Annotated in this window: 16 protein-coding genes and 1 pseudogene; 13 read left to right on the top strand and 4 right to left on the bottom strand. The window is 49.6% G+C overall.

The window, feature by feature from the left end; genetic code table 11:
• Positions 1-9 precede the first annotated feature (9 nt).
• Positions 10-468 (bottom strand): NUDIX hydrolase, encoded by a 459-nt coding sequence (locus PsWM33_RS12765; protein WP_063300492.1) that lies wholly within the window; start codon positions 466-468, stop codon positions 10-12.
• A gap of 378 nt (positions 469-846) precedes the next feature.
• On the opposite strand from PsWM33_RS12765, the gene kynU reads away from it, so the two are divergent.
• From kynU to PsWM33_RS12730, 7 genes are all read left to right on the top strand, one after another.
• Positions 847-2,079, top strand: a complete 1,233-nt coding sequence (kynU, locus tag PsWM33_RS12760) for a kynureninase (protein ID WP_063300491.1) — start codon at positions 847-849, stop codon at positions 2,077-2,079.
• Between the two features lie 2 nt (positions 2,080-2,081).
• The gene (gene kynA, locus PsWM33_RS12755; protein WP_063295198.1) at positions 2,082-2,924 is read left to right on the top strand and encodes a tryptophan 2,3-dioxygenase; all 843 of its coding nucleotides are present in this window, start codon (positions 2,082-2,084) and stop codon (positions 2,922-2,924) included.
• Positions 2,925-3,242: 318 nt separating this feature from the next.
• Entirely contained in the window at positions 3,243-4,016 is a 774-nt protein-coding gene (locus PsWM33_RS12750) for an ABC transporter ATP-binding protein (RefSeq protein WP_063295199.1), read from the top strand.
• The gene (locus PsWM33_RS12745) at positions 4,016-4,786 is read left to right on the top strand and encodes an ABC transporter ATP-binding protein (RefSeq protein WP_244276698.1); all 771 of its coding nucleotides are present in this window, start codon (positions 4,016-4,018) and stop codon (positions 4,784-4,786) included. Before PsWM33_RS12750 ends, PsWM33_RS12745 begins: the two co-directional genes overlap by 1 nt.
• A 14-nt stretch (positions 4,787-4,800) precedes the next feature.
• Entirely contained in the window at positions 4,801-5,673 is an 873-nt protein-coding gene (locus PsWM33_RS12740) for a branched-chain amino acid ABC transporter permease (protein WP_063295200.1), read from the top strand.
• 14 nt (positions 5,674-5,687) lie between these two features.
• A complete protein-coding gene (locus tag PsWM33_RS12735; RefSeq protein ID WP_063291384.1) occupies positions 5,688-6,668 on the top strand; it encodes a branched-chain amino acid ABC transporter permease in 981 nt (326 codons plus the stop codon).
• Positions 6,669-6,749: 81 nt separating this feature from the next.
• Entirely contained in the window at positions 6,750-7,949 is a 1,200-nt protein-coding gene (locus PsWM33_RS12730) for an ABC transporter substrate-binding protein (RefSeq protein WP_063300490.1), read from the top strand.
• A 68-nt stretch (positions 7,950-8,017) separates the two neighbouring features.
• Here PsWM33_RS12730 and hemP read toward each other — a convergent pair whose 3' ends face one another.
• Positions 8,018-8,185, bottom strand: a complete 168-nt coding sequence (gene hemP, locus PsWM33_RS26805; protein ID WP_082596781.1) for a hemin uptake protein HemP — start codon at positions 8,183-8,185, stop codon at positions 8,018-8,020.
• 299 nt (positions 8,186-8,484) lie between these two features.
• Here hemP and PsWM33_RS12725 point away from each other — a divergent pair, with 299 nt between their 5' ends.
• The 5 genes from PsWM33_RS12725 to PsWM33_RS12705 are packed head-to-tail and all read left to right on the top strand — an operon-like array spanning position 8,485 to position 11,772.
• On the top strand, positions 8,485-8,928 hold the full coding sequence (locus PsWM33_RS12725) for a hypothetical protein (RefSeq protein WP_063295202.1): 444 nt from the start codon (positions 8,485-8,487) through the stop codon (positions 8,926-8,928).
• Between the two features lie 51 nt (positions 8,929-8,979).
• Complete coding sequence (locus PsWM33_RS12720) at positions 8,980-9,705, top strand: MotA/TolQ/ExbB proton channel family protein (protein WP_208860238.1); 726 nt, start codon at positions 8,980-8,982, stop codon at positions 9,703-9,705.
• Complete coding sequence (locus PsWM33_RS12715) at positions 9,695-10,078, top strand: ExbD/TolR family protein (RefSeq protein WP_063291385.1); 384 nt, start codon at positions 9,695-9,697, stop codon at positions 10,076-10,078. Before PsWM33_RS12720 ends, PsWM33_RS12715 begins: the two co-directional genes overlap by 11 nt.
• Positions 10,079-10,111: 33 nt before the next feature.
• Positions 10,112-10,498 (top strand): ExbD/TolR family protein, encoded by a 387-nt coding sequence (locus PsWM33_RS12710; RefSeq protein ID WP_063286815.1) that lies wholly within the window; start codon positions 10,112-10,114, stop codon positions 10,496-10,498.
• A complete protein-coding gene (locus PsWM33_RS12705) occupies positions 10,495-11,772 on the top strand; it encodes an energy transducer TonB family protein (RefSeq protein WP_063300488.1) in 1,278 nt (425 codons plus the stop codon). Before PsWM33_RS12710 ends, PsWM33_RS12705 begins: the two co-directional genes overlap by 4 nt.
• Positions 11,773-11,825: 53 nt before the next feature.
• Here the strand turns inward: PsWM33_RS12705 and rirA are convergent, their stop codons facing one another.
• On the bottom strand, positions 11,826-12,296 hold the full coding sequence (rirA, locus tag PsWM33_RS12700) for an iron-responsive transcriptional regulator RirA (RefSeq protein WP_082596779.1): 471 nt from the start codon (positions 12,294-12,296) through the stop codon (positions 11,826-11,828).
• Between the two features lie 286 nt (positions 12,297-12,582).
• Here rirA and PsWM33_RS12695 point away from each other — a divergent pair, with 286 nt between their 5' ends.
• Positions 12,583-13,257 carry a GntR family transcriptional regulator gene (locus PsWM33_RS12695; protein WP_063300487.1) on the top strand — a complete coding sequence of 225 codons (675 nt, stop codon included), beginning with the start codon at positions 12,583-12,585 and terminating at the stop codon, positions 13,255-13,257.
• An 84-nt stretch (positions 13,258-13,341) separates the two neighbouring features.
• On the opposite strand, the pseudogene PsWM33_RS12690 reads toward PsWM33_RS12695, so the two are convergent.
• A pseudogene (locus PsWM33_RS12690) lies at positions 13,342-13,570 on the bottom strand (hypothetical protein); the annotation flags it as partial.

Genomic DNA, 13,570 nt, shown 5'->3' with positions numbered 1-13,570 from the left:
GGCTGTTATCTAGCTTTTCTCTGGTGACCAGTTGGCCAGCAAAGCCTTTAGTTCCGGCTCATTTACAGCATGAACCGCGTCGCTTACGGAGAACCATTTCCGTGTGCGCTCGTCCTTTTCAGGCCAGTCTTCAAGCATCTCAGTCACTTCCAGCGGATACACCTTCACGCGGCAAGGGATTGGCTCTTTGGTGACCCGAAGTTTAGGGTAATGATAGATTCCAGCAGCTTGATCTGTCAGCTCACCTTTAATGCCAGCTTCTTCGAAGGCTTCTTGCTCTGCGGTTTCTCCACCACTGAGATCCTTCATTGGCCAGCCTTTAGGGAGAACCCAACGCTTGGTTTCGCGGGATGTAATCAGAAGAATCTGTAGCTTACCTTTTTTATTCTTCTTGAAAGGCAGTGCAGCAAACTGGCGTTTTGGTTCTGGCCAGACTTGTGCCTCTGTCTTTCTAAGGGCACTCTTCATGGGTTTCTTCCTTAACAGTGATCCGGCCTAGTTTCATTTTTGTTTGATCCAGATCTTCAGCCGTGAGTAGAGCTTTCCTTTGTTTGTGGTAGGAAGTTAGATCTGCCCCTGACTATCTAGAGTACGGCTTATATTTTTTCAGCGCTATCGCAAGATATCGCTGTGATTGCGGTCCATTTGGGCGAGTTTGATTTCCTATTCTACATATTTAGAATATTTGTTCTGAAAATTCCAGATAATACTTTTTACCTAGATTTCATGGCGAGACTGTTGTTTAAATTACTTTAAACTTGAAATTTTAAAAAATGGAATCGCAGCTCGGTATTGCTTTGATGCCAAAAAGAGTGTGATCATAAAAATGATAATAGGGGGCTGATAGTGGAACTGGATGCAGTAAGCATTGAGCAAAGAGATGGAGCTGACCCGCTCGCTCATTTGCGCCAGCTTTTCTCAATTCCTGATGGGATTATCTATCTGGACGGAAACTCACTTGGGGCTCTTCCTAAGAATGTGTCTGCGGTTTTAGCCAATGCAGTCGAAGAGCAGTGGGGCAAAAGCCTCATCAAAGGGTGGAACTGCCACGGCTGGATTGACCTGCCAAGCAAAGTCGGAAACCGGATTGCTAAGCTCGTTGGAGCTGATGACGGAACCTTGGTCTGCGCCGACAGCACCTCTCTGAATGTCTTTAAAGTCCTGGCGACTGCCATCAAAATGTGTCCGGAGCGTAAAGTTATTCTTTCCGATACAGGAAACTTCCCGACTGACCTCTACATGGCGCAAGGTCTGAAAGAACTGACCGGTGGTGACATCGAGTTGCGTCTGGTTGCTCCGGAAGAAGTTGAAGCCGCCCTCGATGATACTGTTGCAGTCATGATGCTCACAGAAGTGGATTACCGCACAGGTCGCAAGCACGACATGAAAGCATTGACTGAGAAAGCGCATTCTGTTGGTGCCTTGGCGATGTGGGATCTGTGCCACTCTGCAGGTGCTTTCCCAGTCCATCTGAAGGAAGCAAAGGCGGACTTTGCTGTTGGTTGTTCCTACAAGTATTTGAATGGCGGCCCCGGTGCTCCGGCATTTGTTTATGTGGCACCTCAGCATCAGAACCATTCAGGCAACCCACTAACGGGCTGGATGGGGCACGATGCGCCGTTTGCTTTTGATTTGGGATACACACCATCTGCTAAAACAGACCAGATGCGCGTTGGCACACCTCAGGTTCTTGCCATGACCGCTCTGGATGCGTCTTTGGATGTCTTCGATGAAACCTCTTTGGAGGCATTGCAGGCCAAATCCATTGAGTTGAGTGAGTTGTTTATTGCTGAAGTCAAACGCCGCTGCCCTAATCTGGAGCTTGCGTCACCAACGGATCCACTTAAGCGCGGCTCACAAGTCTCTTTCCGTCATGAGAAAGGCTATGCAGTCATGCAAGCGCTCATTGATCGTGGAGTGATTGGAGACTTCCGTGCACCAAATATCATCCGCTTCGGGTTTGCTCCTCTGTACCTCTCTTTTGCTGAGGTCCTTAAAGCTGCTGAGATTCTTGAAGAAATTATTGCAGGGGATCTCTGGGACAAGCCGGAATACCACCAGAAGAGCAAGGTTACATAAGCATGGTTGAGAGTATTGATCGTAAATTAGAGCACCACGGGGCAGAGCTCTCTTTCAAAGAAAACATGTCTTATGGCGATTACCTTCGTCTTTCCGATGTGTTGGGTGCGCAAGCTCCGTTGACCGAAGCTCATGATGAACTGCTGTTTATCATTCAGCATCAAACGGCAGAACTTTGGATGAAGTTGGCGATCCGCGAAATGTCGGAGGCTTGCTCAGCTTTGGCAGCGGATGAGTTTGCTGAGGTTTCAAAGCTAATGGCTCGCGTCAACAAGATCTTCGCGCAGCTCAACAGTGCATGGGACATTCTGCGCACCATGACACCAAGCGATTACACCACGTTTCGTGATAGCCTTGGCAAGTCATCTGGATTTCAGAGCTACCAGTACCGTGCCATCGAGTTTGTGGTTGGCAACAAAAATCCAGCCCTGATGAAACCACATGAGCATATGCCGGAGGTCTCAGCATGGCTTCATCAGATTTATGAGGCGCCGGGCATCTATGATCAGATGGTGCGTGCTTTGGCGCGTTCAGGCTTCGAAATCTCCGATGCAGTACTCAACCGGGACGTCACCAAGCCATATACAACTGATGCGTCAGTTCAGAAGGCTTGGGAAATAATATATCGCAATCCACGTGATAATTGGCATTTCTACGATCTCGCGGAGAAGTTAATCGACTTTGAGGACTTTTTTCGTCGGTGGCGATTTAATCACCTTACAACCGTAGAGCGTATTATTGGAAGCAAAATGGGCACTGGAGGCACTTCAGGGGCACCGTACTTGAAAAAAATGTTGGATACTGTGCTGTTTCCAGAACTTTGGCAGGTGCGCAGTGATCTGTAAGATTGCTGCGAAAATTACTCAATTTATGAAATTATTTTGTTCTAAAATCTCTTCAAACTGCGCATATAAGTGGAATTATCTATATGTTTCAGGCAATATATGCGCAGTCGAAGATGTTTCCTCGCAACTTATGGGAAGGTTGTTAGGAGATAGAATCTGGAAAGTTTCACTCAACTTGTCCAGATAGAACCACAATAATCGAGTGATTAGGCTGCAAATGGCGCGGACTTCTGCCTTGAAATAATATGCTGCTAAGGGCATTAGGTAGGTGCTTGACAACAATAAAACGCCAGTCCTTTGCAGTCTGGGGGGATAATAATGCTGGAAATCGAACAGCTGTCGAAGCAATTCGGCGGGTTTAGAGCCGTCAATAATTGCTCATTTTCGGTTCAAAAGGGCACAATCACAGGTTTAGTCGGTCCAAATGGGGCGGGTAAAACCACAACGTTCAATTTGATTGCCGGTGCCCTTCAGCCAACTGCTGGAAAAATAAAGTTTTTGGGAGAAGATGTAACCAGCCTCAGCTCTGATCAGCTGTTTCATAAGGGCTTGGTACGTACCTTTCAGATCCCGCATGAGTTTCATCGTCTGTCAGCTCTCGAAAACCTCATGTTGGTTCCGCCCTCTCAAAAAGGTGAGAACTTATTCCAAAACTGGCTCAGCTTTGGCAGCGTGAAGAAGCAAGAAGAAGAAGTACGCCAGAAAGCTTTAGAGACACTGGAGTTTCTGGAACTGTCTCATGTTGCAAATGAACGTGCAGGTAATCTGTCCGGCGGACAGAAGAAGCTTCTTGAGCTTGGCCGTACAATGATGACTGACGCAAAGCTGGTGCTGCTGGATGAGCCTGCTGCTGGCGTCAACAGAACATTGCTACGCCGCCTTGAAGACAAAATCCAAATCCTGAACCAGGAACGTGGCTACACATTCGTCCTGATTGAGCACGATATGGAGATGATCGAGAAGCTCTGCGATCCAGTCATCTGTATGGCGGAAGGCTCGGTTCTGATTGAAGGTGATTTCCAAACCGTTCGTTCTGATGCGCGGGTGCTTGAAGCTTACCTCGGTGAAACGGTTGGGGAGGCTGCACTCTAATGACGTCTCAAGCAATTGCAGAGCAACCAATGTCAAAGAACTCCGTGCAACAAAAGTACTCCGGCAAACCAATCCTCACCATGACTGGTGTTCGTGGCGGATATGGCGATGCGGACATCCTACAGGGTGTCGACATGCAAGTGACCGAGCAGGAAATTGTTGTAATCGTCGGCCCGAATGGAGCTGGCAAGTCGACAGCGATGAAGGCGATCTTTGGTCTTCTAAAGGTCCGTGGCGGTTCTATTGTCGTCAACGGAACAGACATCGCAGGCTGGAAGCCAAACCGTATTGTACAGCACGGTGTTTGTTACGTTCCTCAGGTCAACAACATCTTCCGTGAGATGACCATTCACGAAAACCTCGAAATGGGGGCCTTCCTTCGGAAAGGTGACATTTCTGAAAGCTTGGAAAGGGTCTACACCCTGTTCCCTGATCTCAAAGAGCGCCGCAGTGCGTTGGCTGGAAATCTGTCTGGCGGCCAACGTCAGATGGTGGCTATGGGCCGCGCATTGATGCTCAACCCGTCTTTGCTATTGCTGGATGAGCCGACCGCTGGTCTCTCTCCAAAATACATGGAGCAAATTTTTGAGATCACCCGCAACCTGCGTGATGCAGGTCTTTCGATCTTGCTCGTAGAGCAGCACGCCAAGCAAGCGCTGGCATTTGCTGACAAAGGCTACGTTCTTGCGGCTGGAAGCAACCGGCATGAAGGAACGGGGCAAGAGCTGCTCGCAGATCGTGAAGTCGCTGAAATGTTCCTCGGCGGGTAGAAAGGGAAAATCCAATGCCATTCATGGAATTCGTCAATTTTTACCTCATGCCGGGGATCGTACTGGGCTCAATTTACGCTTTGGGCGCAGTTGGTATTACGCTGGTATTCGGTATCTTGAGATTTGCGCACCTTGCGCATGGTGACCTCGCAACGCTAGGCGCATTTGCAGCCCTCGGAGTGGTGACCATCTTCGGAGTTAGCCCTTGGGTTGCTCTTCCCGTTGCCATGGTTGTTTGCGCGTTTATGGCGATCGGCATCGACAAACTATTTTACGACTACCTCTCGGAGCGCCCAAAGATCATCGTGGTAATGTCCTCACTGGGTATCGCTCTTATGTTGCGTGCCGTCGTTCAGGTGGTCTGGGGTGTTGATACAGAAACTTATACCCGTGGTATCGTTAGACCAGATGATTACTGGGGAATCCGCATTCGTGATCGCGAGATCTACACCATCATTGCAATGTTCGTGATCGTTGGTGTGTTGTGGACGTTCTTGCAGAAAACAAAGTGGGGAAAGGCCATGCGTGCCATGTCTGACAACCCTGATCTTGCGCTGCTTTCTGGTGTTGATAATCGCAAAATCACAATGTTGACTTGGGGCATCGTCGGCATTCTGTGTGCGGCTTCTGGTTTCTTCCTTGGCATCAATACAGAACTGAAGCCGCTTATGGGCTGGACGATGCTTCTGCCAATGTTCGCAGCTGCAATTCTTGGTGGGGTAGGGCGTGTTGAAGGTGCCGTTATTGGCGGCTTGATTGTTGGCATAGCTGAAGAAACATCCGTTCTGTTTATCCCGGGAGAGTACAAGGCCGCCATGGCGTTTGCGATCCTCCTGCTCATCCTTCTTGTGCGGCCAACTGGCTTGCTCAAGGGTAAAGTTCTGTAGGGGGGAGAAGAACCATGGAACTCATCGGTCTGCTTAACTACGCGGTGTTCATGGCGATCTTTATCGGCATTTACTCCCTTCTTGCTCTCGGTCTTAACATTCAATGGGGCTTTTCCGGTCTCTTTAATGCAGGTATTGCGGGCTTCTTCGCCGTTGGAGCTTACTCATCTGCGCTGCTCACGGCACCAGAATCCGCTGTCCATCTGGGTGGCTACCAGCTGCCCGTTGTTGTCGGTTGGATCGGCGCGATGATCGCTGCTGGCGCAATTGCATGGCCAATCGGCAAAGTATGCTTGCGCTTCCGCTCCGATTATCTGGCAATCGCGACAATCGGTGTTGCGGAAATCATCCGTCTGGTCGTGAAGTCAGAAGGTTGGATGACAGGTGGCGCACGCGGTGTGAACAAGATCCCGCGTCCATTTGGTGATCTGTCCTATCTGTACTCCCAGTTGGCTTATCTTGCTCTGGTCTTTGCCATCGTTCTCGTCGTGTACTGGGCTATCGAGCGCCAGATTTCGGCTCCCTGGGGCCGCATGATGCGTGGCATCCGTGACAATGAAGATGCGGCAACGGCAATGGGTAAGGACATCAAGGCTCGTCGTCTGGAAGCGTTCATCTTCGGTGCAGCTGTGATGGGACTTGGTGGAGCGCTGTTTGCTCACTTTAACCGGTCCATAACCCCAGAAGCCATTGATCCGATGATCGCCACATTCCTGATCTGGATTATGTTGATCCTCGGCGGCTCAGGTAACAACCGCGGAGCCCTTCTCGGCGTTGCTGTTGTCTGGATCATCTGGTCTGCGTCAGAGTTTGTAACGGATCAACTGCCAACAGAATACGCCATTAAAGCCAAATACATGCGCGTGTTCATCATTGGCTTGCTTCTGCAATTGGTCCTCCGGTTCAGACCGGAAGGGATCTTGCCGGAACCTCAGGGAACCGCTGGCAGTCCAGAAGTCAAAACCTTTCAAAAACAAGAAAGTGCAGCGAAGTAACGCCAGCACTCGTGGAAATCAATTTTAACGTCCTGGTCAATCCGGATAGTATTTGAAACAGGGCTCTTTGGAGGTGAACTGATGCTTAAGAAAATCGCATTGGCAGCAGGCTTGTTCAGCGCTACTGCACTTGCATCCAACGCTGTTCAGGCTGATGTAAAAGTCGGTCTTCTGGGAGGCATTTCTGGCCCAATCGCGGCTATGGCTCCACCAATGCTGGACTCTGCAAAGCTGGCTATTCAGCAGGTGAACGAGCAGGGCGGCATTCTGGGCGGCCAGAAGCTTGAAGCTGTTGTAGGCGATAGTGCGTGTAACCCACAGAACGGCGTGGATTCCGCTACCAAGCTGGTAAACATTGAACAGGTTGCTGGCCTTATCGGTCCACATTGTTCTGGTTCAGTTCTGGCTGTTGCGAACTCCGTGACTGTTCCAGCTGGCATCACGCTGATCACGCCATCAGGGACTTCTCCTGAAATCACAGGTCTGGAAGACAAAGGTCAGGTATTCCGTACAGTACCTTCCGATGATTTCCAGGGCCGTTCACTCGCCCGTACACTGTTGAACCTCGGCACAAAGAAAGTTGCTGTTGCCTACCTCAACAACGACTACGGCAGTGGCCTTGCAAATGCTTTCAAAGTTGAATTTGAAGCAAATGGTGGTGAGATTGCTGGATATTCAGCGCACGAAGAAGGTAAGGCATCTTACCGTTCCAACCTTGCTGAATTGTCCCGTGGTGGCGCAGATACGCTTGTAATCTTGGATTACGGTGATGGCACTGGCCTGACCATCCTGCGTCAGGCGCTGGAAAACGGCTTCTTCACTAACTTCGTTGGCGGTGATGGCATGAAGTCAGATGCGATCATCCGTGAACTCGGTGCTGAAAACCTGACAACCTTCATCGCATCCTCTCCAGTTGGTGAAGCGTCCAACAGCCTTGAACTGTTTAATAAAGCTTACATAGCAGTTGGCGGCAACCCGGATGCGATTTTCGCGTCAAACTCTTACGACGCCGCATTCCTGATGGCTCTGGCTCTAGAAAAAGCTGGTGGCGATGCCACAAAGGTTTCTGAAGCGATGGCTGCTGTGTCCGACGGACAGGGTGAAGCTATTCTTCCTGGTGAATGGAAGAAAGCAGTTGAGCTGATCGCAGCCGGCAAAGACATCGACTACAAGGGCGCATCTGGCGACCTGAACTTCGACAATGCTGGCGACGTTCCTGGTTCCTACGGCCTGTTCAAGGTCGAGGGTGATGCATTCGCACTGCAGCAGGCTCTGAACTAAGGTCCAGAACAGTCAAATTAAGAAAGAGCCGGCCTCATCTCAGGCCGGCTTTTTTTATGGCAAATTTCTCACTTAGTAAGAATCAACTTGCCAAGTTTCGTGATCGACAATCGGTAGTTATCCTCGCGATGGGAGATTGTGATCTCGCGCTCATCGCCAAAGAGTGCCTTGCTATCAACAGTGCGCTCATGTGGCTGACTTTGTGAGCTTTCCTGAGCTTTTTCCATATCAGTCATTCGCCTCAGCCTTTCCCCAATTTTGGCTAGCGTGGATGGTCGCGATACCCTCAAGAGCTAGGGGGACTCTATCGCGTTTATTTCTTGACTTTCATATTCATGTTTTATTACAAGTGCAATGCCTACTCAATAATTGCTGGAGATCGCGTCCTCCCGCAAACCGTCCTGGAGTAGGATTTGTATCGATGCGCAAGCCAGCTGTTACTCTCTCCCTCAACAGCCAGCCAGCCCACGATATCCTTGATATCTGCGATTGATTTGCATTTGCAACTAAGTTTTAATTTTTGGGTTGGGGTCCTATGAATAAGTTGGTTAAGCTGTTTTCTCTTGCTCTTGCTGCCTTGTGGATAACGCAAATAACTGCAGCTGAAGCAGCAAACACGACAAAAGAACCAGTGATCGCTCTCCAGTTGAACAAAGCTGAGAGCACTCAGAACGGGTGTCGTGTAAGTCTTCTTGTTCGCAATCACCTTAAAGATGAGATCAATCAACTGGCATTGGACTTGGTAGTCTTTGATAGTACAGGTGGAATCTCTGATTTCCTGAGCATGAAGACAGGTCGTCTTCCTTCCGGAAAGACGCGAGTTCAGCAGTATGATCTCCCATCCAGCAGTTGTGCAGACATCTCGTCATTGCTCATCAATGATGTCAGCCAGTGTGAGGGAGCTGAAAATGTATCTCCGGCTAGCTGCTTAGACTCATTGAATGTATCCTCTCGCGCTGCGATAGAACTAACACTCTGAACCGCTGCAGAACCGAATTAGAAAAATAACGAGATTTCCAGAATGAATGCCATGATTGAAAACCTGGGCCTGACCGCAGCAATGACACCTGTTATGGATCTGCTTGCAAAAGGTGGTGTGGTTGTTGGGTTGCTGCTGGTTGTCAGCGTACTTGCTCTAACAATTGTCATAGCAAAACTCTGGCAGTTCTGGATTGCAGGCGTTGGTCGTCATCGCAAAGCTGAGCAGGCCGTGGCCTTCTGGCGTGTCGGCAAGCGTGATCAGGCCTACAGGATTGTGGTAACAGATCGCTCTCCGGTCTCCGACGTTCTGGCACATGCCATGCGCGGTCTCATGAAACCGCAGGTGCCTGAGAAAAGAGTTCGGGAAGATGTCGAGCGCGTTTGCTTTACTCATCTCGCAGATCTTCGTAGTTACTTGCGGGCATTGGATATGATTGCCCAGATCGCTCCTCTACTCGGCCTGTTCGGAACAGTGCTTGGTATGATCGGGGCGTTTCAGGCTATGGCTGACGCTGGTTCGCAGGTCGATCCATCTACTTTGGCTGGTGGTATCTGGGTTGCGCTGCTGACAACTGCCGTTGGTCTGGCCGTAGCAATCCCAGCTTCTGTGATGCTGTCACTGTTCGAAGGCCGCATCGAACGTGAGCAGGGAGCAATGGAAAAGATTGTAACTGAGCTCTTCACCGGGGCAGTCACGTCCATCGCCACTCAAACTGAAGAAGCGGAACAGGTTGGAACCCAGCCACGTTTTGAGGTTGTTCACGATGCGCCTTAGTGAGGCTCCAAAAAGAAGTCGTGCGCCTGGTCTCACATCTCTGATTGATGTGATCTTCCTTTTGTTGATGTTCTTCATGCTCGCTTCCACGTTCTCGATCTACCAAAAGTTGGATGTGACATCGGGAGCTGAGGGCGCAGGGCAAATGGAACAGTCCCCAATCCTTTTGCAAGTTTTCGCAGAAGGACAGCTGTCGGTGAACGGTGACCGGGTGAAGGTTGAGGCGTTGATTGCGGCGCTCGACGACGCAGGTATCGAAAAAGTACGACCTGTGGCGATCATCCCTGCCAAGGATTCCACTGTGCAGGATGTCGTGAGTGCGCTTGAGATGCTTAAAACAGCAGGCTGGTCAGCGACGATCGTTGGCAATTGAATTCCGAATATTGCGAAATAAGAAGTTTAAAGAATGCGTCTGAAGACAAAACCACAAAAGAGGACGTTTGAGAATACGATCCCATTGATCAATATCGTGTTCCTGATGCTCATCTTCTTCCTCTTTGCAGGTTCAATTGATAGAGACGATGCAAAAAACGTGAGCCCTGCAGAAACGCAGGAGCAATCCAGTCGTGAGCTTATTGCCGGAGCGCTGATTATCGCTCCTGATGGATTGATAACCCAAAACGAACAGCCAGTTCTTGTTGAGGATCTGATACCGCTGGACGGCAATAAAGACCCTCTGATGGTTGTTGCTGACAAGGCACTGTCTGGTCAGACACTTGCCAGAACCCTTGCAGCGCTGAAGAAGCAAGGTTTCTCCGATATTACATTGGTCACCGTAAGGGCTGCCCAATGAAGAAGAGCATTCGCAGGAAAATCGGAGGCTCAGCCCTCACGACCGCCTTACTCGTGTCAGTCAGTGTTCACGCAGGTGGATTTGCTTGGTTTTATACGCGAGCTCCTGAAGTTCAGGTTGCCTCAACGCGGTCAACGTCACTTTCTGTAGTTGGATCAATTGAGGATCTCATTGCAGGTTCCAAGGAAGTTGTCGAGCCGATTGAGCCCGAACAATCAGATGAGATCGAGCTTCGTGAGATAGAAGCTGAACAGCCGGTTGAACAAGTCAACGAGATTGAGGCTGTTGAGCCAATTGAGCTGGCAAAAGCAGAGATTACACCAATCAAACCGATTGTAACGCAGGCTGTGAAGCCGCTGCCGGTACCTGTTGCTGAAGGTGTTACTATTAAGGCTGAGATTGAGCCAATCAAGCCAAAGGAAGAGATTGAACCGCTTAAACTTCAGCTTCAGCCTGAGCAAATCAAACCTGCTGAAGTGCAGGAGGTTAAGCCTGTCGAAGTTGCAAAAGTTCTTCCTGTTGAGCAGAAAGAACCATTAGAGCCAACCAAAGACGTTGATCCTGCAAAGCTGAAAGAGCAACAAGACCCAGTCAATCCGGACGAAGCCAAACCATCTCAACCAAAAAAATTGGAAGTGGTAGAGCAGGAAACACCGGAAGAGATTAAGCCGGTAAAAAAGAAAACAGCTGAACCCGTTGACGAAAAGAAAGAGCTTGAGGCAAAGCCTGTTGAAACTGAAGTTGCCGCAGTAACGGTTCCCGTCCCACGATCAGCGCCGCCACGTCCCAAGCTGCCGCAGAAAATCAAGCCTAAGAAAACCGCCAAGAAGGCCCCACCAAAAGCCAAGAAAGAACCTGCTAAGAAGGCCGGTAACTCAGTTGTTAATTCTGCTCGAGGTTCCAAGGTCGCGCGAAAAGGCTCCAACACCTCGAAGAATGGCAATAACATCGCAGGCTCCGGTGACAGCGCTGGCAATGCTGCGACAAGCAATTACTGGGGCAAGGTGCAAAAGAAGATCCAGCGTGCTGCGGATAGACGGTACCCGAGAAGAGAGAAGAACCGGAAGAAGTCAGGCATCGTCCGTGTGAGTTTTGTCGTACACAGAGACGGGGCTGTAACGGGAATTAAGCTATCTCGATCGAGTGGGAATAAGCGATTTGATCAGGCCGCGTTGAAAGCCCTAAAGGCCGCTGCACCATTCCCAGCATTTCCGACTTCGATGAGGAACAATACGATCAGCAGAACAGCGCCGATAGTCTTCAAAGCACGATAACAAAAAAGGCAGCGAATATTCGCTGCCTGATCATCTCGTCGCTCTTGGTGCGCTTATTCAGCAGCAGCCATATTCTTTGGCAGAAGTGGGTCTTCAATCTGCAACAGGTGGCGAATGCTCGCGCGGTTGTCTGCAAGATCTGCAATCGTGCACTTGTCGAGCACACCGAGGAATGCTTCCAGCGCTTCATGCAGAACAGAATTGAAGCCGCAGTGATTGACGAGCGGGCAGTCCTGACGACCACTGTCAAAGCACTCAGCAAGAAGGAATGACTCTTCAGTTGCACGTACCACCTGACCCACGCTGATTTGCTCAGCTGGACGTGGCAATACGATACCACCGTTACGCCCTCGGATGGTTTTCATCAGATCAGCGTCAACGAGCACCTTCATGATCTTGAAAAGGTGAGTTTCCGACATGGAAAACGAAGCAGCGATCTCAGCAACTTTGCTTGGCTTGCCAGGATTTGCCGCACAATACATCAGGGCACGTACAGCATAGTTGGTTTGTTGAGTGAGTCTCATAATATTAGCTATGCGTCTTCCGGTGTCTGTCGTCAATAAAAATATGCATCTCTAACTCAACAATAAACCATTCCTAGTTTAGAGTCATTAAAAACTTTGCCGGTGCTGAAAACAAACCCGACACCGTCCTTTTGCCAGTGCACGCGCAAAATATATCTAAATCCAACTGATCCTACAATAATCACAGCGCAAATATCTGACGCAAGAAACTCGTCATTTATTCAGCAAGTTAATGGTGATACAGCTCAACTAAGAGAGTGAACACGACGGACGCAATTGAGTTCCAATGAAGATTTCAAAACAAAGCCTTGAGGAGCAGGCCGCAGATTTTCTGAGGCAGCAGATTTTAGCGGGTCATTATGTCTCAGGTGACAAGCTTACGGAAAGTACGCTTGCGAAAGGTCTGGAGCTTTCACGCACAACTGTGCGCATGGCATTGAACACACTCTCGAGCGAAGGTCTTGTCTCACAGAAGCCTTACGCGGGTTGGAGTGTGACGACACTGACGGACCATGATATCTGGGAAATCTACCATCTCCGTGTTGCGTTGGAGAGTCAGGCTGCTCAAATGGTAGCTGAAACCATCACGCCGGAAAAGGCCGTTCGGCTGCGCAAAGAACTGGAAGTCTTCAAGGAGATCTGTCAGCAAGACGGTGTATCTCTTACAGAAGTCACGTTCTATGACTTTGAGCTCCACAAGCTGATTATTGAATTGAGTGAGAGCGCACGCTTGGTGCACATGTACAAGAGCGTGATCAATCAGCTTTCAATCTATATTCGTATCACGCACTTTGACTTTGATATTGAAGACAGCGCGAACACCCATGTCGGTTTAGTGGAAGCCATTTGCTCTGGCGAAGCGGAAAAAGCTCGCAAGCTCGCTATTGAGAATATCAGTACCTTCACTGAAATGGGCCATAAGCTGAAACATGAACATGTCAAACTGGCGACTGACGACTGACGACTGACAGTGCTTAAAGATTTGAGATAGTCATAAAAAAGGGCGGCCCGAAGGTCGCCTTTTTGCTTTGCCTGAGGAGGAAGCTTATTCCGCAGGAACAGCACCAGCTGCTTCGCGGGACTGCCGGAGAATATCTTCGCCACTTGTTAAAGCGAAGTCCTCACGCATCCACTTGATGAATCCGTAAACCATATAGCTGATGATAAACATCAGTGGGATAGAGGTTACGATGGCACATGTTTTGATGGTGTTCAGTGGGGCGTCAATGAACATCAGAGCTGGCTCGGGAAATTTGGACAGGTTGTGAAAGTGG

Source organism: Pseudovibrio sp. WM33 (genome assembly GCF_001623165.1).
Classification (GTDB): domain Bacteria; phylum Pseudomonadota; class Alphaproteobacteria; order Rhizobiales; family Stappiaceae; genus Pseudovibrio.
The sequence above is the reverse complement of the archived record's forward strand: the minus strand, read 5'-3'. Positions and strand labels throughout refer to the sequence as shown.